General features: G+C 66.1%; 19 protein-coding genes. 12 read left to right on the top strand and 7 right to left on the bottom strand.

Annotation, left to right across the window (positions count from 1 at the left end; translation table 11 throughout):
- Positions 1-4: 4 nt before the first annotated feature.
- Genes BM171_RS03445 through BM171_RS03430 form a run of 4 tightly spaced genes read left to right on the top strand, consistent with a single transcriptional unit; the run spans position 5 to position 5,890 of the window.
- Complete coding sequence (locus BM171_RS03445; protein ID WP_093009431.1) at positions 5-637, top strand: DUF2460 domain-containing protein; 633 nt, start codon at positions 5-7, stop codon at positions 635-637.
- Positions 634-1,521 (top strand): DUF2163 domain-containing protein, encoded by an 888-nt coding sequence (locus BM171_RS03440; RefSeq protein WP_093009430.1) that lies wholly within the window; start codon positions 634-636, stop codon positions 1,519-1,521. Before BM171_RS03445 ends, BM171_RS03440 begins: the two co-directional genes overlap by 4 nt.
- Positions 1,518-1,985 carry an NlpC/P60 family protein gene (locus BM171_RS03435; protein WP_093009429.1) on the top strand — a complete coding sequence of 156 codons (468 nt, stop codon included), beginning with the start codon at positions 1,518-1,520 and terminating at the stop codon, positions 1,983-1,985. The genes BM171_RS03440 and BM171_RS03435 overlap by 4 nt, the downstream gene beginning before the upstream one ends.
- Positions 1,985-5,890 carry a baseplate multidomain protein megatron gene (locus BM171_RS03430; protein WP_093009428.1) on the top strand — a complete coding sequence of 1,302 codons (3,906 nt, stop codon included), beginning with the start codon at positions 1,985-1,987 and terminating at the stop codon, positions 5,888-5,890. Before BM171_RS03435 ends, BM171_RS03430 begins: the two co-directional genes overlap by 1 nt.
- Here BM171_RS03430 and BM171_RS03425 read toward each other — a convergent pair.
- Positions 5,887-6,222: a TraR/DksA family transcriptional regulator gene (locus BM171_RS03425; RefSeq protein ID WP_093009427.1), complete on the bottom strand. Its 336-nt coding sequence runs from the start codon at positions 6,220-6,222 to the stop codon at positions 5,887-5,889. The two genes, BM171_RS03430 and BM171_RS03425, sit on opposite strands and share 4 nt — an antisense overlap.
- A gap of 81 nt (positions 6,223-6,303) precedes the next feature.
- Between BM171_RS03425 and cysE the strand changes: the two genes are divergently transcribed.
- Entirely contained in the window at positions 6,304-7,122 is an 819-nt protein-coding gene (gene cysE / locus BM171_RS03420) for a serine O-acetyltransferase (protein WP_093009426.1), read from the top strand.
- A 101-nt stretch (positions 7,123-7,223) separates the two neighbouring features.
- A complete protein-coding gene (locus BM171_RS03415) occupies positions 7,224-8,402 on the top strand; it encodes a DcaP family trimeric outer membrane transporter (protein WP_093009425.1) in 1,179 nt (392 codons plus the stop codon).
- Between the two features lie 69 nt (positions 8,403-8,471).
- Here the strand turns inward: BM171_RS03415 and BM171_RS19430 are convergent, their stop codons facing one another.
- From BM171_RS19430 to BM171_RS03390, 5 genes are read right to left on the bottom strand one after another with little or no spacing between them, the layout of a single operon-like run.
- Positions 8,472-8,966 (bottom strand): E3 binding domain-containing protein, encoded by a 495-nt coding sequence (locus BM171_RS19430; RefSeq protein ID WP_425438934.1) that lies wholly within the window; start codon positions 8,964-8,966, stop codon positions 8,472-8,474.
- Positions 8,963-9,217 (bottom strand): hypothetical protein, encoded by a 255-nt coding sequence (locus BM171_RS03405; protein ID WP_093009718.1) that lies wholly within the window; start codon positions 9,215-9,217, stop codon positions 8,963-8,965. Before BM171_RS03405 ends, BM171_RS19430 begins: the two co-directional genes overlap by 4 nt.
- On the bottom strand, positions 9,214-10,506 hold the full coding sequence (locus BM171_RS03400; protein ID WP_093009423.1) for a pyruvate dehydrogenase complex E1 component subunit beta: 1,293 nt from the start codon (positions 10,504-10,506) through the stop codon (positions 9,214-9,216). The genes BM171_RS03405 and BM171_RS03400 overlap by 4 nt, the downstream gene beginning before the upstream one ends.
- Positions 10,496-11,452, bottom strand: coding sequence for a thiamine pyrophosphate-dependent enzyme (locus BM171_RS03395; RefSeq protein WP_093009422.1), 957 nt, complete (start codon positions 11,450-11,452; stop codon positions 10,496-10,498). Before BM171_RS03395 ends, BM171_RS03400 begins: the two co-directional genes overlap by 11 nt.
- A 60-nt stretch (positions 11,453-11,512) precedes the next feature.
- On the bottom strand, positions 11,513-12,886 hold the full coding sequence (locus BM171_RS03390) for an L-serine ammonia-lyase (protein WP_093009421.1): 1,374 nt from the start codon (positions 12,884-12,886) through the stop codon (positions 11,513-11,515).
- Between the two features lie 183 nt (positions 12,887-13,069).
- Between BM171_RS03390 and rpiA the strand changes: the two genes are divergently transcribed.
- From rpiA to BM171_RS03360, 6 genes are all read left to right on the top strand, one after another.
- Positions 13,070-13,858, top strand: a complete 789-nt coding sequence (gene rpiA, locus BM171_RS03385) for a ribose-5-phosphate isomerase RpiA (RefSeq protein ID WP_093009420.1) — start codon at positions 13,070-13,072, stop codon at positions 13,856-13,858.
- A 193-nt stretch (positions 13,859-14,051) separates the two neighbouring features.
- Entirely contained in the window at positions 14,052-15,533 is a 1,482-nt protein-coding gene (locus BM171_RS03380) for an FAD-dependent oxidoreductase (protein WP_093009419.1), read from the top strand.
- A 63-nt stretch (positions 15,534-15,596) separates the two neighbouring features.
- Positions 15,597-16,760, top strand: a complete 1,164-nt coding sequence (gene hflK, locus BM171_RS03375; protein ID WP_093009418.1) for an FtsH protease activity modulator HflK — start codon at positions 15,597-15,599, stop codon at positions 16,758-16,760.
- Positions 16,760-17,905 carry a protease modulator HflC gene (gene hflC / locus BM171_RS03370; protein WP_093009417.1) on the top strand — a complete coding sequence of 382 codons (1,146 nt, stop codon included), beginning with the start codon at positions 16,760-16,762 and terminating at the stop codon, positions 17,903-17,905. The genes hflK and hflC overlap by 1 nt, the downstream gene beginning before the upstream one ends.
- 10 nt (positions 17,906-17,915) lie before the next feature.
- The gene (locus BM171_RS03365) at positions 17,916-18,104 is read left to right on the top strand and encodes a DUF2065 domain-containing protein (protein ID WP_093009416.1); all 189 of its coding nucleotides are present in this window, start codon (positions 17,916-17,918) and stop codon (positions 18,102-18,104) included.
- Between the two features lie 224 nt (positions 18,105-18,328).
- Complete coding sequence (locus tag BM171_RS03360; RefSeq protein WP_245760185.1) at positions 18,329-19,732, top strand: Do family serine endopeptidase; 1,404 nt, start codon at positions 18,329-18,331, stop codon at positions 19,730-19,732.
- A 60-nt stretch (positions 19,733-19,792) separates the two neighbouring features.
- Here BM171_RS03360 and BM171_RS03355 read toward each other — a convergent pair whose 3' ends face one another.
- Positions 19,793-20,338, bottom strand: a complete 546-nt coding sequence (locus tag BM171_RS03355) for a peptidoglycan-binding domain-containing protein (protein WP_245760175.1) — start codon at positions 20,336-20,338, stop codon at positions 19,793-19,795.
- Between the last annotated feature and the right edge of the window lie 24 nt (positions 20,339-20,362).

Below are 20,362 nucleotides of genomic sequence, written 5' to 3'. Positions count from 1 at the left end.
AGGCATGGATTTTCACGATGTCAGATTTCCCGCCCGGCTGAGCTTCGGCTCGATGGGCGGGCCGGAGCGTCGCACCGAGATCGTCGCGCTCGCGAACGGGCACGAAGAGCGCAACACGCCCTGGGCGCATTCGCGCAGGCGCTACGATGCGGGCGTCGGCCTCAGATCGCTCGACGATATCGCGGAGCTCGTCGCCTTCTACGAGGCCCGGCGCGGCGAGATGTTCGGATTTCGCTGGAAGGACTGGGCGGATTTAAAATCCTGCGTCCCATCCCGCGAGGTGCATTTCGAGGACCAGGTGATCGGCATCGGTGATGGCGAGACGACGCTGTTTCACCTCGTGAAGACCTATCGCTCGGGCGGGGTGGAGTATCATCGCCCCATCGCGAAGCCTGTCGCGGGCAGCGTGCGGATCGGGCTGCACGATACTGAGCAGGTTCAGGGCACCGATTACGAGATCCATCTGGCGACGGGGCGCGTCACATTCGCCGAGCCGCCCGTGGACGGTATCGCCGTGACAGCGGGGTTCGAGTTCGACGTGCCGGTGCGCTTTGCCACCTCGCGGATCGTGACCAGCGTCGCGAGTTTCCAGGCAGGTGAGGTGCCGGACGTGCCAGTGGTGGAGGTCCGGATATGAGCGCTGAGGCGGAGGCCCTGCACGCTCATCTGTCAACGGGTTCCACCAGCGTCGTGCGCTGCTGGGAAGTGATCCGCACGGACGGAGTGCGCCTCGGTTTCACCGACCATGACCTCGATCTGGTCTTCGACGGGCTGACATTCCGCGCCGAAAGCGGGCTGACCGCGCGGGCGCTCGAACAGGGCACGGGGCTCGCCGTCGACAATTCCGAGGCGATGGGCGCGCTGTCGAGCGCCGCCATCTCGGACGCGGATATCGAGGCGGGACGCTATGACGGCGCAGAGGTCGTGGCCTGGCTTGTCAATTGGCAGGACGTGACCGCGCGGCAGATCCTGTTCCGCGGCCATATCGGTGAGATCCAGCGCGGCAAAGGCGCGTTCCGCGCGGAGCTTCGCGGCCTGTCGGACCTGCTCAACCGTCCGATCGGACGCATCTTCCAGCGGCCCTGCACGGCGGTACTCGGCGACCGGACCTGCGGTGTGGATCTCTCTGCGCCGGGGCTGTTCTGGGATGGCACCGCGCTGGCCGTTGTCGAGGCGCGGCAATTCTCGCTCCCTGAGCTAACGGGCGTGCCTGAGGGCTGGTTCTCGCGCGGACGGCTCGATGTTCTTTCCGGCAGCGGCGCGGGGCTTTCCGGCTGGATCAAGCGCGACGCGATCACCGAGGCCGGCCGTGAGATCTCGCTTTGGGAACCTTTGTGCGCCGAGATCGCGCCGGGTGACGCGCTGCGCGTGACGGCGGGGTGCGACAAGAGGATGGAGACCTGCAAGACCAAGTTCGATAACCTCCTAAATTACCAGGGATTTCCGGATATCCCCGGCGACGATTGGCTGATCGTGCACCCGGCCAACGCATCCGATACCTCGGGGGGCAGCCGGAGATGAGCGGCGCGGACAGGATCGTTGCGGCTGCGCGGGGCTGGATCGGCACACCCTATCGCCACCAGGCCTCGCAGGCCGGCGCGGGCTGCGACTGCCTCGGTCTCGTGCGCGGCGTCTGGCGCGAGATCGCAGGAGCCGAGCCGGAAGTCGCGCCGGCCTACAGCCGCGACTGGGCCGAACCTCAGGGGCAGGAGGCCCTCTGGGAGGCGGCGCGGCGGCATCTGATCGCGCGCCCTGGCCATGCCGCGCTCCGGCCGGGCGAGATCCTGCTGTTTCGGATGCGCGAGGGCGCGGTTGCCAAGCATCTCGGCATTCTCTCCGTAGCCGGTTCCGCCCCACGCTTCATCCACGCCTATTCCGGGCACGGCGTGATCGAGTCGCAGCTCACGCGGCCGTGGTCGCGCCGCATCGTCGCGCGCTTCGTCTTTCCTTTCGCCTCCCCGACCACAGATGAGGAGATCTCCTGATGGCCACGATCCTTCTCTCCGCTGCCGGTGCCGCGTTTGGCGGCTCCGTCGGGGGATCCTTTCTCGGGCTCTCGATGGTCGCATGGGGCCGGTTTGCCGGCGCCGCGCTCGGGCGCGCTATCGACCAGAGCCTGATGGGCAAGGGCGCCGAGACCGTAGAGACCGGCCGGATCGAACGCTTCCATCTTGCCAATTCCGGCGAGGGTCGCGCGATCCCCCGGCTTTATGGCAGGGCGCGGCTCGGCGGACAGGTGATCTGGGCGAGCCATTTCACGGAAACCACGACGACCGAGGGCGGGGACGGGGGAAAGGGTGCGCCCGCGACGCCCGAGATCACGACCTACCACTACTTGGTGAACCTTGCCCTGGCGCTTTGCGAAGGCGAGATCGCGGGCGTCACGCGGATCTGGGCGGACGGTGTCGAGATATCGATGAACGATCTGCAGATCCGGGTCTATCCCGGCTCGCAGGATCAGATGCCCGACCCCAAGATGGAAGCGATCGAAGGCACTGGGGCGGTGCCCGCCTATCGCGGCACGGCCTATGTCGTGATCGAGGACTTCAAGCTCGAGGACTTCGGAAACCGTGTCCCGCAATTGTCGTTCGAAGTTCTGAAACCGAACCTTGCCGCCGATGACATGCCGCAGCTTTTGCGCGGCGTCGCCTTGCTGCCGGGATCGGGCGAATACACGCTCGCGACGAGCAAGCAATATTACGGTGGATCGGGCGGCGGCTCATCCTCGGCGATCAACGTCAATACGGCATCCGAGGTCGCAGATATTGTCCAATCGCTGACCGCGCTCGAGGATCAGGCCCCCAATTGCGACGCGGTCTCATTGGTGGTGAGCTGGTTCGGGGACGATCTGCGCTGCGGGCAATGTCAGCTGCGCCCCAAGGTCGAACAGAAAGAGCATGACGCGGGCGGCATGGCCTGGAGCGTGTCGGGGCTGAACCGCGCCAGCGCCGTCCCGGTGCCGCGCATAGAGGAAAAGCCGGTCTACGGCGGCACGCCCGCCGACCGTTCCGTGATCGAGGCGATCGTGCGGATGCGCGAGAGCGGCAAGCGCGTGATGTTCTACCCGTTCATCCTGATGGAGCAGCTCGTCGGGAACGGCAAAGCCGATCCTTACGGCCGCGACGAGCAGCCGCCATTGCCGTGGCGGGGTCGGATCACCTTGAACCGCGCGCCGGGTCAGGACAGCAGTCATGACGGCACACTTGCCGCGCGGGCCGAGGTCGCCGCGTTCGTTGGCACCGCCCGCGCCGCCGATTTCCACGTCTCGGGGCAGAGCGTCAGCTATTCCGGCCCAGCGGAGTGGAGCTTTTCGCGCTTCATCCTGCACTATGCCGCGCTCTGCAAAGCGGCCGGAGGGGTCGAATCCTTCTGTATCGGCTCGGAGCTGCGCGGGCTGACGCAGATCCGCGACAACGCTGGTTTTCCATTTGTCGAAGCACTGCGCGATCTCGCGGGCGAGGTGCGAACGATCCTCGGGCCGGAGGTGAAGCTTGGCTATGCCGCCGACTGGTCGGAATATTTCGGCTATCGCCCCGACGACGGCTCAGGCGATCACTACTTCCATCTCGATCCGCTTTGGGCCGCGCCCGAGATCGACTTCGTCGGGATCGACAATTACATGCCGCTCTCCGATTGGCGGGACGGTGTGGAGCACGCCGATGCCGGCGCGGGCCGGGTCCATCACCTCAGCTACCTCGACGCCAATATCGAAGGCGGGGAAGGATTCGACTGGTATTACTCCAGTCCCGAAGCCATCGCCGCGCAGCGCCGCACGCCGATCCGCGACACCGCCTACGGCGAGGATTGGGTCTTCCGCTACAAGGATCTCGCGAATTGGTGGGGCCAGAGCCACCACAACCGCATCGGCGGTATCCGGCAGGACCAGCCCACCGAATGGATCGCGCAATCGAAGCCGATCTGGTTCACTGAGCTCGGATGCCCGGCCGTCGACAAAGGCACCAATCAGCCGAACGTGTTCCTCGACGCGAAATCCTCCGAAAGCGCCTTGCCGCGGGCATCGTCCGGTGCGCCCGACGAGGATATCCAGCGGCAATATCTGCGCGCGATGCACCTTCATTGGACGGATCCAAGACACAACCCTGTCTCGGCCATCTACGAGGGGCCGATGGTCGATATGGATCACGCCTTCGTCTGGGCCTGGGACGCTCGGCCCTTCCCGTGGTTCCCTTCGCTCTCCGAAGTCTGGTCGGACGGGCCGAACTACCGGCGCGGACACTGGATCACAGGGCGGCTTTCCTCGCAGCGGCTCGGATGCGTCGTGGCCGATATTTGCACGCGCTCAGGCGTGACGGCATTCGACGTGAGCGACCTCGTCGGCATGGTGCGGGGCTATGTCATTCCCGATGTGGGCGATGCGCGGCAAGCGCTCCAGCCTCTGATGCTGACCTACGGGTTCGATGCGGTCGAGCGCGAGGGCACGCTCGTCTTCCTCATGCGCGAGGGGCGCCGGGCGGTGCCGCTCGACCCCGAAGCGCTGGCTGAACACGACGAGATCGAGGGCAAGCTCTCTCGAACCCGCGCGTCTGAGGCGGCGATGTCGGGGCGCGTGCGTCTTTCCTTCCATGAAGCCGAGGGGGATCACGACACCGTTGCCGAAGAGGCGGTTCTGCCGGATGACCGCACCCATGCTGTCGCGGCGAGCGAGGTCGCGCTGAGCCTCACCCGCGCCGAAGGGCGGCAGATCGTCGAGCGTTGGCTCGCCGAGGCGCGGCTTGCCCGCGACACGTTAAGCTTCGCGCTGCCGCCATCTGCGCTTTCGGTGAGGGCAGGCGACGTGGTGACGCTACCGGGCGCGGGTGGCGCGGTGCGCGCGCGCATCGACCGGGTGGAGATTACTGATCGCCAGCTTGTCGAAGCGGTGCGGATCGAGAACGACATCTATGCCGCACCCGCTATGGAGGATAGCCCTGCGTCCCTGTCCCCTTACGTGGCCGCGACGCCTGTGACGTCGCTCTTCATGGACCTGCCCCTGCTGACCGGCGACGAGGTGCCCCACGCGCCGCACTTCGCCGCGCACGCCGCGCCCTGGCCGGGCCCCGTCGCGATCTACGCGGCCCCAAGCGATGCCGATTACCGGGTGAACGGCGTCTTCCCGCGCCGCGCGATCATGGGCATGACCGAAAGCCCGCTACTTCGCGCGCCCGTGGGTCGGTTCGATCACGGCCCCGCATTGCAGGTACGGCTCTGGTCCGGAGCCTTGCAATCGGTCTCGGATACCGCGCTCTTCGCCGGCGCGAACGCCTTTGCCATCGGTGACGGATCACCGGGAAACTGGGAAGTTTTCCAGGCGCGCGACGTTCAGATGGTGTCCGCAGGTCGCTGGCTTCTCTCCGCGCGGCTTCGCGGGCAGGCGGGCAGCGACGGCGTGATGCCGGATCTCTGGCCGGAAGGCTCCTACATCGTGCGGCTCGATTCCGCGCCCGAGCAGATCGCGATGACGTCGGCGCAGCGGCGTCAGGAGATGCATTTGCGGGTCGGCCCGGCCTCCCGTCCCGTCGACGATCCAACCTATACTTACGTCGTTCATGCGTTCGAGGGGATCGGTCTGCGCCCTTACGCGCCGGTGCATCTTCGCGCGGAAGAGACCGGTGACGCGATCACTCTCAGCTGGATCCGGCGCACGCGCATCGACGGTGACGACTGGTCGGTGCCCGAAGTGCCTCTCGGTGAGGAGCGAGAGGCCTACCGCGTCACGGTCACGCGCGGACAGCAAATCCTCCGGGAGGCCGAGACCGCGACGCCGCGCTGGGCTTATGATGCCGCCGCACGCGCTGCCGATCTCGCAGGCGGGCCGGTGATCCTTTCGGTCGCGCAGCTTTCGGCGCGCTTCGGGCCGGGGCCCGCGGCTCGGATCGAGATCGCCGGCTAGCGCGCGCAGGAGATGCAACGCCGCGCGGTCGGGTCGAGCTCGAGCCGCTTGACTGCAATCGCTTCGCCGCACTCCTCGCAATACCCGAACTCGCCTTCGTCGATCCGGGCAAGCGCATCCTTGAGGCCGCGCTTGGCGATATCGCGCCGGGCCTGCGTCGCCTTTGCCATCGCCTGCGATTGCAACGCATCCTGCCTGCTGAGCCGACCGACCGCCTGCTGGTCGAGCTCGACCGCCTTCTGCCCGTCGCGGCCGAGCCGGTCCTCCTCGTCGAGAGCCGCAAGGCGCGTCTTGATCAACGCGCGGAACCGTTCGGGATCAGCTTCGGTCACGGCGATGTTCCTCCTCGAAGCGCTTGGCGTTTCTCCTTGTCGAGACTATCTGCTATTCTCGTGCCCGCAAAGGAGACCGCGATGGCCGAGACCAAGACCAACCTCAGCGAATTCGATCCGGTCTGGAGCCGGATCATGGACGAGGCCGAGGATGCCGTGCAGGAGGAGCCGCTGCTGGGCGGCATGGTCCATTATTCGGTCCTGCATCACCCGACAATTGAGCGCGCTCTGAGTTACCGGATCGCCGTGAAGCTGACGTCGGGCGAGATCTCGGAGCAGATCCTGCGCGAGATTTGTGATGAGGCCTATGCGTCCGATCCCGAGCTGGCACTGGCTGCGCGGGCCGATATCGTCGCCGTCTATGAGCGCGATCCGGCCTGCCATCGTTTCCTGCAGCCGCTTTTATTCTTCAAGGGCTTCCAGGCGCTGCAATCCTACCGGGTGGCGAACTGGCTCTTCCGGCAAGGTCGGCGCGATCTGGCGTTCCTGTTCCAGATGCGCTGCTCTGAGGTGTTCGGCGTCGACATCCATCCTGCGGCGCATATCGGGCGGGGCATCATGATCGACCACGCCCACTCCATCGTCATCGGCGAGACCGCGCGCGTCGGCAACAACGTCTCCATGCTGCATTCCGTCACGCTGGGTGGGACCGGCAAGGAGGAAGAAGACCGCCACCCCAAGATTGGCGACGGCGTCCTGATCGGTGCTGGGGCGAAGGTGCTCGGCAATATCCGAGTGGGCTCCTGCTCGCGGATCGCGGCCGGCTCCGTGGTGCTCGACGAGGTGCCGCCCTGCAAGACCGTCGCGGGCGTGCCCGCGCGCATCGTCGGTGAGGCCGGGTGCGACCAGCCGTCGGTGAGCATGGATCATCTGTTCGGCGGAACAGCGTCGGATCCATAAAAATACGCCACCAATAGTCACGTTTTCTTGAAAGGTCTGTGCGCGGCCGTGAGCCGCGCCACGTCACCCGCTGTCCGAAACGAAATGACAGTGGAGACGACGTGACATATTCCAATTCCCGCAAGACCTTCCCGGCCGCGAGTGCGGTTATCGCCCTGACTGCCGGCCTCGGCGCGCCGGCCTTCGCGCAAACCACCGACGCCCAGCGGATCGCCGAGCTTGAAGCCCGCGTTGCGGCCCTCGAAGAAAGCGGGAACGAGCCTTTGTCTTTCGGTCTCGGGCCGAACACGACGCTCGAATTCTACGGCTACTTCAAGACCGATTTCATCTACGATTTCGACTACAATCTCGGGAACACGACTTTCGGGCTCGTTAGTTTAGGTGTTCTGAATGACGACGATGAACGCATTGTATCTAGAGACGGTGGCTTCACCGGCACCGTGAACCAGACGCGCCTCGGTTTCCGCACCACGACGCAGACCGCGCTGGGCGAACTCGGCACACAAGTTGAACTCGACTTCTACGGCGCGGATGGCGCGTTCTCCGATGGCGAGGCCGAGCCGCGCCTGCGCCACGCGACCGCGACACTCGGCGGCTTCCGGGTCGGCAAGTACTGGACGACCTTCATGCCGCTCTCGTCCTACCCGTCCACGCTCGATTTCCAGGGCGTCGTCGGCATCCCCTTCGCCCGGCAGGAACAGCTGCGCTATACTCACGAGTTCGGCAACGGCTTCGTGGGCGAGGTCGCGATCGAGGATCACAACACCGGCAGCGAAGATCCGGTCTTCGTGGCCGCGATGGCCTACGACACCGACCCCCTGCTGCTGCGCCTCTCGGGCATCACCGGCTCTATCGACGACGAGACGGGCGATGACGAGAACTTCTACGGCGTCAACGTCTCGACCTCGGCGCAGCTCTGGCAGGGCGCGACCTTCGATGCGGCCTATACCTATGGCGAAGGCATTGCGTCCTATCTGGTGTTCCTCGGTGACGACGTGGACGCCAACGGCGATCTGATCGAAGTGGAATCCGCCTATGCGGGCCTCACTCAGGAAGTCGGCGAGAAGTGGACCTTCCGCGGCATCTACGGCGTGCGTGAGAACAAGAGCGGCGCGGTGGGTGATACCGAACGCCTGCGCTCGGTTCACCTCAATGCTGAGTACCAGCTTCTCGAGAACGCGACGCTGGGCGTCGAGTACTTCAACGGGGAGCGCGAGGAATTCGGCGGCGACACCTACGACACCGACCGCATCCAGACCTCGTTCCAGATCAACTTCTGATCCTCGTAGCCTCGGGGCGCGTCGCGCTCCGGGGCTTGATCGTGCCGGGTCGGCAAGGCCCGGCCACTCTCAGGCCGGATCGCCAAGAAGGCCTGCGATCCGGCCGAGAAAGGCCGCCGCATCCTCGGTTCCTATCGCGCCGGGCGCGACCGACAGGGTCAGCGTGACGCGCGCATCGTGGCTCTCTCCGACGCCAAGCGCGGCGTCATGTCCGGCAGGCACCGGCGGATCAAGGCTTTCGATCCCGTAGGAGCTCAAGTCGATCACCTGGACAGAGCGTCGCATTGGCGGGGCCGCGTCTTGGATGAGGGCCTCCAGCAGGTCCCGGCGCGAGACATCCCGCGCGACCTCGTGCGCCGCGACCGCATCGGCCGGGACGGTGACGCGCAGGATGATGGCGTGAGCGGTGCCGAAGGGCCCCGTCTCGGTCGCAGCGACCCGCCTTTCGAGGTCCGCCGCGACGACCCTGCCACCCGGCCCGCTGCCTTTCATTTCGGCGAGATCGAGACCGCGCTCGCTCGCAAGCCGCCGCGCGAGGGGAGAGGCGGCAACACGCACCGTCACGACCCTCCCTCGGTCAAGGTCACGACGTCGAACGGTGCATTCGGTGTCTCCCCGCGCGACAGCTCGGCCACGGCGCGTGCAATCGCCCTGCGATGCGCTGCGATCCATTCATAGGCGTCCTGGTGGCTTGGCCGCGCGCCAGGACGCAGGCTCTCCATCAGGAATTCGGGGACAAGCGCAACGCAGCCCTCGGCGCGCACGCGATAGGCCTCGGCCCCCGCATCGCGGCCCAGGACCTCCACGACGCTCATGTGTAGAGCACCGCGCGTGCGGCTTGCAGCACCGCCTCGGCCCCGGGCAGCGCCGCGTCCTCGAGCGCACCGGCATAGGGCAGGGGCGTGTCGGCTGCCGCGACGGTTGCAACGGGCGCGTCGAGATCGTCGAACGCCTCCTGCATGATCGTCGTCGCGATCTCCTTGCTGAAGGAGGCGACCGGCCAGCCTTCCTCCACGATCACCGCGCGGTTCGTGTTGCGAACACTTGCCAGCACGGTCTCGCGGTCCCACGGACGCAGGGAGCGCAGGTCGATCACCTCGGCCTCGACACCTTCGCCAGCAAGCGTGTCCGCCGCCTTCAACGTCGCGGCCATTGCGACGCCCCAGGAGATCAGCGTGACATCCTTGCCCTCGCGCCAGATCCGGGCTGCACCGAGCCGCGCGGGCTCCGCTTCGTCATCGGGCAGCGGAAAGTTTTGACCATAGAGCCGCTCGCTTTCCAGAAGAACGACCGGGCCCGGATCGCGGATCGCTGCGACAAGAAGGGCATGGGCGTCCTCGGCGGCATAAGGCACGACGACCTTGAGGCCCGGCACATGCGCCAGCCATGCGGCAAGGTCATGCGAATGCTGCGCGCCCATGCGCTCGCCGCCGCCCTGCGGTCCGCGCAGAACGAGCGGGCAGGTCACCGCCCCGCCCGACATCGCCTCGCTCATCGCGGCGGTGTTGACGATCTGGTCGAGCGCCTGCAGCGCGTAGGAGACGTTCAGCACTTCCACCACTGGCCTCAGCCCGGCGAATGCCGCGCCCGCCGCGAGCCCCATCAGCGCGGAATGGGTCGGCGGCGCATCGACGACGCGCGCCGCGCCGAAGCGCTCGATGAGGCCTTGGCTGACCTTGTAGGCTCCCTGCGCCGCGCCGACTTCCTCGCCGATGAGGAAAACGTCGGCATCCCGCTCCATCTCTTCCGCGAGCGCCCGGCGCAGTGCTTCCCGCACAGTCTGGCGCGGCGCCCCGCTGCGCGGCGTCTTGCGCTGAGACCGGGGAGCGGGCGCATCCGGCACGGGCTCCGCCGCGGCGTCTGCATTCTCTGCCAGAACGGCGATCGGAGTTTCGACGGCCACCGGCGCGCCGCCTTCTGCCACGAGAAACCGCTCGATCACGCCGCTTTGCGGCGCTTCGAACTCCATCACCGCTTTGTCGGTCTCGATCTCGGCGATGACGTCGCCCTCCTCCACGTGGTCGCCCTCGGAGATCAGCCAGCGGGCGAGCCGGCCTTCCTCCATCGTTGGCGAGATCGCCGGCATGCGGATCTCATGCGCCATCGTGCCGGACCTCCGCAGCGATGTGTGGGGCAAGGTCGCCAAGCGTGGGGCTGTCGCTCGCACGGGCGCGGTCTGCGGCCTCGTTCACCAGCGCCTTCACCTCGGCGTCGATCTCGCGCAGCTCGGCCTCCGTGGCGCCCTCTTCGAGAAGTTTCTCGCGTTCGCGGGCGATGGGGTCGCGCTCGGCGCGCACGCGCTGCATCTCGTCGAGGGTGCGGTATTTCGCGGGATCGGCCATCGAGTGCCCCCGGTAGCGGAAGGTCGCGGCCTCGATCAGCCACGGCCCCTTGCCGGCGCGCACATGCAAGGCCGCATCGAGCGCGACCTCTCGCACCGCGCGCAGATCCATGCCGTCCACCCGCGAGATCGGGATGCGGTAAGCTGCCGCCCGGTCCGAAAGACACATGCCCTTGGGCGCGCTCGCCTCGGCATTGTTCTCGATCACGAAGAGCAGCGGCAACGACCACATCGCGGCAAGGCGGTAGGTTTCGGCCACGTGCCCCAGATCGGCGGCGACATCGCCATAGCTGACGACGGTGATCGCGTTGGTCTTGCGGTAACGATCGGCGAAGGCCAGTCCCGCACCCACAGGCACCTGTGCGCCCAGCATGCCGTGGCCGCCGAAAAAGCCGTCGTCGGGGCTGAACATGTGCATCGAGCCGCCGCGGCCACGCGAATATCCGTCCGTCCGTCCCAGTAGCTCGGCCATGATCCGGGCCGGGTCCATGCCGGAGGCCAGCATATGGCCGTGACTGCGATAGGAGGCGGTGCGGCGATCACCCTTGCGGAGCGCCGCCTCGAGCCCGGCAACCACGGCTTCCTGACCGATGCAGAGATGGCAATACCCCTCGATCAGGCCCATGCCAAAGAGCTGGCCCGCCTTCTCCTCGAAGCGGCGGATCATCAGCATCTGCCGGTAGCCGGACACATCCGTCTCGGAGGTCATGCGTCGCCTTTCGCCTCACTGAACCAAGCCGAGGTTACGAGCGCGGCGATACGGGGGCAATCAGCAATTGGGCACGTTCACCGCGAGCCCGCCGAGCGCGGTCTCCTTGTATTTCTCGGACATGTCCGCGCCGACCTGTCGCATCGTTTCGATGCAGGCGTCGAGCGGCACGAAATGCTGCCCGTCCCCGCGCAGCGCCAGCGAGGCCGCAGAGACCGCCTTGATCGCGCCGAGCCCGTTGCGCTCGATGCAGGGCACCTGGACAAGGCCCTTCACCGGATCGCAGGTCATGCCGAGATGATGCTCGAGCGCGATCTCGGCCGCGTTCTCCACCTGCTCGGGCGTGCCGCCCATCACGGCGCAGAGCCCGGCCGCAGCCATCGCCGAGGCCGATCCGACCTCGGCCTGGCAACCCGCTTCCGCGCCCGAGATGGAGGCGTTGTATTTGACAAGCCCGCCGATCGCGGCCGCGGTCAGAAGGAAGTCCGGCAGCTTCTCGCGGCTCGCACCCGGCACGAAATCGAGCCAGTAGCGGATGGTCGCGGGCACCACGCCCGCGGCGCCATTGGTCGGCGCGGTCACGACTTGTCCGCCCGCGGCGTTTTCCTCGTTGACCGCCATCGCGTAGGTCGAAATCCAGTCGTTGATCGTGTGCGGCGCGGTGAGGTTCAGCCCGCGTTCGGCCTCGAGGGCCTCGCGGATCGCGCCCGCGCGGCGGCGCACGTTGAGACCGCCCGGCAAATGGCCGGTGCCTTCGAGCCCGCGGTCGATGCAGCCTTCCATGACTTCCCAGATGCGGGCCACGCCGGTATCGAGCGCCGCCTGCGGACGGCGCGACAGCTCGTTGGCGCGTTTCATCTGCGCCACGGAGAGGCCCGAGGCGCGCGCCATGTCCAGCATCTCGGCGGCGGATTTGAATGGATAGGGAACGGCCGGGCCGTCATCGGTATCCTTCCCGGCGGCAAGCTCCGCCTCGGTCAGAACGAAACCGCCGCCTACCGAGTAGTAGGTTTCCTGCAGGAGCGTATCGCCCTGCGCGTCGGTCGCCGCGATCCGCATCCCGTTGGCGTGGCCGGGCAGGGCCTCGTCGTAGTCGAAGACGAGATCCGATTTGGGGTCGAAGGCGAGTGTCGGCAGACCCTCGGGCGTGACGGTCTTTTCCTCGGCGATCCGGGCCAGCGCCGCCTCGGCCTCACCCGCATCATAGGTGTCGGGCGCAAAGCCGGCGAGACCCAGGATGACGGCGCGATCGGTGGCATGACCGACGCCGGTGAAGGCGAGGGAGCCGTGCAAGGAGGCGCGGACCCCGGCGAAACGGTATTCGGAGGCCCGCATGGCGTCCAGAAACCGCGCTGCCGCCACCATCGGACCCATCGTGTGGGACGAGGACGGACCGATCCCGACCTTGAACATCTCGAAGACGGATAGAAACATCGACGTCGGCTCCTGCCTCGTGAAAGTACATCCCGGCACGGATAGCCGGACAGGTGCAAGGGGGCCTGACGAAAAGCGGCACATTGTCGATGATTTGAAACATGCGGGCGCAATGGGTGATTGCCTCTCGCACCATGCGCGCCCGCGGCCTATAAGGGCGACGCTGCTATGAAGGAACGCCCCATGACCGGAGAGCTCTCCCCCATCGACAAGGCCAAGTACGTGGCCGCCAAGACCGCCGCCGACCTGGTCGAGGACGGAATGCGCGTCGGCCTCGGAACCGGCTCCACCGCCGCCTGGCTTGTCCGCTGCCTCGGAGAGATGGTGCGCGAGGACGGGCTCGAGATCCGGGGCGTGCCGACATCGACCCGCACCGCAGAGCTGGCTCGAGAGGTCGGGATCGAAGTGATCTCGCTTGACGAGGCGCGGTGGCTGGACCTCACCATCGACGGCGCGGATGAGTTCGACCCCGAGCTGAACCTCATCAAGGGCGGCGGCGGCGCGCTTTTGCAGGAAAAGATCGTCGCGACCGCGTCCGACCAGATGGTCGTGATCGCCGATGCCGCCAAGGAAGTCTCGTCGCTGGGACACTTCCCGCTGCCCGTCGAGGTCGTGCCCTTCGGCTGGCAGACAACCCAGGCGCTTCTGGAAGAGACGCTGATCTCGATGGATGTGATGGGCCGGCAAAGCTCGCTCCGCATGAGCGGACAGCGCCCCTTCATCACCGACGAGGGCAATTACATAATCGACCTGTATCTCGGGCGGATCGGCAATCCCCGCCAGATGGCGCTGGTGCTGAACCAGATGCCGGGCGTGGTGGAGAACGGGCTCTTCATCGACATCTGCGACAAGGTCATCATCGGCTACGGCGATGGCCGCGTTGAGACGCGTGACATCAATGAAGGTACGGTCGAGACGGACCGGCTCGATTTCGTCGAGGACGACAACCTCTTCAGCGACCTCGGCGATTGAGGGCATCGGGCGGACAACCCGCCCGCGTCACCGAGGATCGCGCCGTGATTTGCGCGCCGCGCAGGTCGTCCCGCACGCTCCAGCGGTAGGTCATCCGACACCGCGGCCCGGACCCCGCGCCGCACCCCTTGCGTCTGGCCTTCCCGGTCGGCCTGTGATCTACCCTCGGGCGCGACGGCAATAGGGGTGATGCATGAGCGAATTCGACTACGACCTCTTCGTGATCGGCGGCGGATCGGGCGGTGTGCGCGCGGCGCGCGTGGCGGCCGGTGAAGCCGGGGCCCGCGTGGCGCTGGCCGAAGAGAGCCGCTACGGCGGCACCTGCGTGATCCGGGGCTGCGTGCCCAAGAAGCTCATGGTCTTCGCTTCCGAATTCCACGGGATTGCCGAAGAGGCGCAGGGATATGGTTGGTCGATGCAGGAGGGGACCTTCTCCTGGCAACAGTTCTCGTCACAGTTGCGCGAGGAGCTGGACCGCCTTGAAGGCGTCTACAAGAAGCTTCTCGATGGCTCCAACGTGGAGCGGTTCGACATGCGTGCCAAGCTGCGCGACGCTCACACGGTCGAGCTGGCGGACGGCACCACCAAGACCGCCAAGCACATCCTGCTCGCCAATGGCGGCCACCCCGTGCGGCCTGACATGGTGAATTCCGATCTTGGCATGGTCTCGGACGATATCTTCCTCCTCGAGAACCTGCCGAAATCCATCCTCATCATCGGCGGTGGTTATATCGCCTGCGAGATGGCCTGTATCCTGCACGGGCTCGGCGTCGAGGTCTCGCAATACATTCGCGGCGCGCAGATCCTGAACGGCTTCGACGACGAGGCGCGCGGGCTGATCGCGGATGCGATGGAAACGCGCGGGATCGACATTCATACCGGCACCAACATCGTCGAGATGCGCTGCGCCGAGGATGCCGATTACACCGACGCCGATGAAGCGCATATGGGCGCTCCGGTCGAGGACGCGGGCGCGCTGGTGGGCGACAGCGGCATGCGGTCGACCGGCAAGCCTTCGGAGACCTCGAAGAAAGGCCCGATCTGGGTCAAGTCCACCAATGGCCGCGAAAAAATCTTCGATGCGGTGCTGTTCGCAACGGGGCGCAAGCCCAATACGGATGGCATGGGCCTCGAGGAGGTTGGCGTGAAACTGGGTCGCGGTGGCAAGGTCGAGGTTGACGAATACAGCCAGACCTCGGTGCCCTCGATCTACGCCATCGGCGACGTGACAGACCGGGTGAACCTCACGCCCGTCGCGATCCGCGAGGGGATGGCGTTCGTCGAGACCGTGTTCAAAGGCAACAAGACGCCGGTCGATCATGCCCTGATCCCCTCGGCGGTCTTCACGCAGCCTGAATACGGCTCGGTCGGGATGACTGAGGCGCAGGCGGCCGAGCAGGAGGAGATCGAAGTCTATTGCACCTCCTTCCGCCCGATGCATTCGGCCTTCGCCGGAAAGCCCGACCGGGTGCTCATGAAGCTCATCGTCTCCAAGGAGACGCGGCGCGTTCTGGGCTGTCACATCGTCGCACCGCATGCGGGCGAGATGATCCAGCTCGCCGGCATCGCGGTGAAGATGGGCGCGACCAAAGAGGATTTCGACCGCACATGCGCGGTGCATCCGACGATGGCCGAAGAGATGGTGACGATGCGCCAACCGGTCAGAACAGCTTGAAATATGGCTCAAGCTGCACAGTTAGAGTGAAGAGAAATACTGTGTCCAAAGGGAAGGAAGCAGATGGCAGGGAATAGCGGCGGCCCATGGGGCGGCGGCGGCAGCTCGGGAGGCGGCAATAACGGCCCCGAGCGCCCTCAAGGCGGTGGCGGCGGCGGACGTCGCCCGGACAATAACCAGATGCCCGAGATCGATGAACTGGTCCGCAAGGGTCAGGAGCGCCTTCGCGTGCTGATGGGCGGCAAAGGCGGCTCCGACAACGGTGGCGGCTCCGGCGGCGGTGGCGGCGGCTTCAGCCGCAGCACGCTGATGATCGGCGGCGCCATCGTGCTGGGGGTCTGGCTCTTCTCGAGTTTCTATACCGTCCGGCCCGAAGAACAGTCGGTCGAGCTGTTCCTCGGCGAGTATTCGTCGACAGGCAATCCGGGTCTGAACTTCGCGCCGTGGCCGCTCGTCACCTACGAGGTGATCAATGTCACCTCCGAGCGGACCGAGAATATCGGTGAGCGCCAAGGAGTGAACGATGACGGGCTGATGTTGACGACAGACGCCAACATCGTGGATATCGAGTTCCAGGTCGTCTGGAACATCAAGGATCCGGCGATGCTGCTGTTCAACATCCGCGATCCGCAGCTGACCGTCGAGGCGGTCTCCGAGTCGGTCATGCGCGAGATCATCGCCGCGTCGAACCTTGCGCCGATCCTCAACCGGGACCGGGGTCTGATCGCCGATACGGCGCTTCAGAATATTCAGGAGACGCTCGACGAATACGAATCCGGCATCAATGTCGTTCGTGTGAACCTCGACCAGGCGGACCCGCCCGCCGAGGTGATCGACGCCTTCCGCGAAGTCCAGGCGGCCGAACAGGAACGCGACCGGCTCCAGCGTCAGGCCGACGCCTATGCCAACCGCGTTCTCGCAGAAGCTCGCGGTCAGGCCGCCCAGACGCTCGAGCAGGCGGAAGGCTACCGCGCGCAGGTCGTGAACGAAGCGATCGGTGAAGCGTCGCGCTTCATCTCTGTGGCGCAGGAATTCAATCAGGCACCCGAAGTCACGCAGCGCCGCCTCTATCTCGAAACGATCGAACGGACGCTCGGCAGCATCGACAAGATCGTGCTCGACCAGGAGAACGGTGGCAACGGCCAGGGCGTGCTTCCCTACCTGCCGCTGAATGAATTGTCGCGCAACCGAGGTACGCAGACCCAAAGCGGTGGAGGGTCGAACTGATGACGAAACTCAATCTTTTCATCGGTGTCGTCATTCTGGCGCTTGTCGGCATCCTGTCTGCGATCTTCATTGTCGACGAGCGCGAGAAGGCTCTGGTCCTGCAGTTCGGTCAAATCAAGCAGGTTCGCGAAGAGCCGGGGATCGGCTTCAAGGTGCCGTTCATCCAGGAAGTCGTGAAATACGATGACCGAATCCTGTCGCTCGACACGGACACGATCGAGGTGACGCCGTCCGATGACCGCCGTCTCGTCGTCGACGCCTTCGCGCGCTACCGCATCGCGGATGTCGTGCGCTTCCGTCAGGCGACGGGCGTCGGCGGTATCCGTGCCGCCGAGGACCGTCTGTCCTCGATCCTGAACGCGCAGATCCGCGAGGTTCTGGGTGCAGACCAGGTGACCTCCGACACGATCCTCTCCGAAGAGCGCCGGAGCCTTGCCCTCCGCATTCGCGAGCAGGCTCGCAACGAGGCCAATAGTCTTGGTCTGCAGATCGTCGACGTCCGGCTCAAGCAGACGAACCTGCCGCAGCAGAACCTCGATGCGACCTTCTCGCGGATGCGGGCAGAGCGTGAACGTGAGGCGGCGGACGAGATCGCACGTGGTAACGAGGCGGCGCAGCGCGTTCGAGCAGCAGCCGACCGGACCGTGGTCGAAACCACGTCGAACGCGAGCCGGGAAGCGGAGATCGTCCGCGGTGAAGCTGATGCGGAGAGAAACCGGGTCTATGCCGAGGCCTTCGGCGACAACCCCGAGTTCTTCTCCTTCTATCGCTCTCTCTCGGCGCTTGAGCGCTCGCTTCAGCGGGACAACTCGACGTTGGTGATCTCGCCCGACAGCGCCTTCGTCGGTCCGCTCTTCGATGCGATCCGCGCCGATGGTCTTTCGGCGGTGGAAATCTCGGATACCGATATCGAGCGCCTGCGCGAGCTGGCCCCCGAAACCGAGATCTCGCCGGATCTGCCGGACAGCGCCCGCGACCAGATCGACCCCGACGGGGACGGTCAGGGCCCGGTTCGGGACGACGGCTCGCTTGAGGAGCCCATGGACGAGACGACCGACGTGCCGCTCGGTGCCGAGCCGGACGATGGCGAGGCGACACCGGAAGCGACGGATACGCAGGAAAGCGATCCGCAGCCGACAAACTGAGCCGGCGAGTATGGACGCGAACATCATCCTGGTGATGCTCGCAGGCGCACTGATCGTGGAGGGGCTGGCCTATGCGCTGGCCCCTTCGCTTGTGGAGCGCCTGCTCGAAGCACTGGCCGCCATGCCGATCGAGACCCGGCGAACGCTCGGTCTCGTGACCGCAGCGACGGGAATCGTCATTCTCTGGGCCGCGTTCTAGCGGGCGTGTCCCTCACAACCTCTTGACCCTGCGGATGGGCCTTTGAGCCCGCCGCGAAAGGGCCTATCTTTGCGACAATGGAGGCGCGCTGCCCGGCAGAGGCCGCCCTCGGACCGGATCACAAAAGGGAGACTGCCTTGACCTCTCACGCCCATGCCATCGCCCGTAGGGAAGACGCGCGGTCCCAGCCCGCGCTGCGCTATTTCTGGCTCGCAAGCCTGTCGATGGTGCTTATCCTCGCGCAGTCGGTTTTCGCCGCCGCGCAAGGCAACGCGCCGCGCAGCTTCGCCGACCTTGCCGACCGGGTGAGCCCGGCCGTGGTGAACATCACCACCGAAACGATGGTCGAAGGGCGCACCGTGCCGGAAGGCATCGTGCCCGAGGGCTCCCCGTTCGAGGACTTTTTCCGCGAGTTCCAGGACCGCAACGGTCCGGGCGACCGGCCGCGCCGGTCCTCTGCTCTGGGCTCCGGCTTCGTGATCTCTGAAGACGGCTATGTGGTGACGAACAACCACGTCATCGAGGGCGCCGACGAGATCCTCGTCGAGTTCTTCTCCGGCGAGGAGCTGGCCGCCGAGGTCGTGGGCACCGACCCGAACACCGATATCGCGCTGCTGAAGGTCGAGGCCGATGCGCCGCTGCCGTTCGTGACGTTCGGCGACAGCGATGCGGCCCGCGTTGGCGACTGGGTCGTCGCGATGGGCAACCCGCTCGGGCAGGGCTTCTCGGTCTCGGCGGGCATTGTTTCCGCGCGCAACCGGGCGCTGTCAGGCACCTATGACGATTACATCCAGACGGACGCCGCCATCAACCGCGGCAATTCCGGCGGCCCGCTCTTCAATCTTTCGGGCGACGTGATCGGGGTGAACACGGCGATCCTGTCGCCTACCGGCGGCTCCATCGGCATCGGCTTTTCGATGGCCTCAAACGTGGTCACACGGGTCGTCGACCAGCTCCGGGAGTTCGGTGAGACGCGCCGCGGCTGGCTCGGCGTGCGTATTCAGGACGTGACCGAAGACGTGGCAGAGGCAATGGACCTCGACAGCACCGCCGGCGCGCTGGTGACGGACGTTCCCGAAGGACCGGCGATGGAAGCCGGGATGCTCTCGGGCGATGTGATCGTGCGGTTCGACGGAACGGATGTCGAAGACACGCGCAGCCTCGTGCGTCAGGTCGGCAACACCGCGGTTGGCAAGACCGTGCGTGTGGTCGTCAACCGCGAAGGCGCCACCGAGACGTTGATGGTTACGCTTGGCCGCCGCGAGGAAGCTGAAAGCGCAGAAACCGAGAGCGCGCCCGAGGCCGAGCCCGAAGAGCCCTCCTCTGCCGATGTACTCGGCCTGACGCTAACGCCGACCTCGCCGGATCTGGCTGAGGAATACAGCTTCGACGAAGGCACCGAGGGGCTGGTGGTGACGGGCGTCGACGATACGTCGGAAGCCTGGGAAAAGGGACTTCGCGAAGGCGATGTCATCACCGAGGCGGGTCAGTCGCGGGTGGCGGAGATCGCCGATCTCGAGGACCGGATCGACGAGGCGCGCGATGCGGGACGCACGTCACTCCTTCTGCTGGTGCGCCGCTCGGGCGATCCACGCTTCGTTGCGCTCAGCATCGACGAAGAGGACTGATCGCAGGCAATATATGTCTGCCAGAGGAGGGCGGCGCGATCTGCGCCGCTCTCTTTCGTTTCAGGTGCCTGCGTCCTCAAGCTCGACCGCGACAAGCCCGAGGTCTCTCGCCGTCTCCAGCGCGAGCTTGTCGCTGTCGAGCCCGCGCGCGCTTTGATATGTGCGTATCGCGGCGCGGGTTCCCTGGTCGAGCTGACTGGTGATCGCCCCTGAATAGAGCCCGCGCGCGGCGAGCGCCCGCTGCACCGAGGCGATGAATTCGGGGGTGTAGACCGGCGGGCAGGGGGCCGGAAAGCGGAGGACCGTTCCCTCCTGGTCGATCTGGCGCACGCTCGTATTGCGATAGACCGGCGGGTTCACCAGGACGCCGTCCGCTCCGTATTCGGCCGGGATCACCTCGACCTGGCGCGGCACCTCCTTGTAGGTGGGATCGGTGCGTTCGGTCGCAACGCAGCCGCCGCCCGGGGCGGGCCGGGAATCGTCGTCGCCAAGGCCCATCGTGTTGAAATCCGGGCGCTGTTCGTCCTCGCCCGTATCGAGCGGAGTGCACCCGGCCGCCGCAAGGGCGGCGGCAAGACAGAATGTCCGCAGAAGGATCGGTGTCATCGGGCTGCTCGGGCCTCGGATTGT

The organism is Roseivivax halotolerans, from assembly GCF_900115815.1.
In the GTDB taxonomy this organism is placed as follows: domain Bacteria; phylum Pseudomonadota; class Alphaproteobacteria; order Rhodobacterales; family Rhodobacteraceae; genus Roseivivax; species Roseivivax halotolerans.
This window is presented reverse-complemented; position numbering and strand designations above follow the sequence as displayed.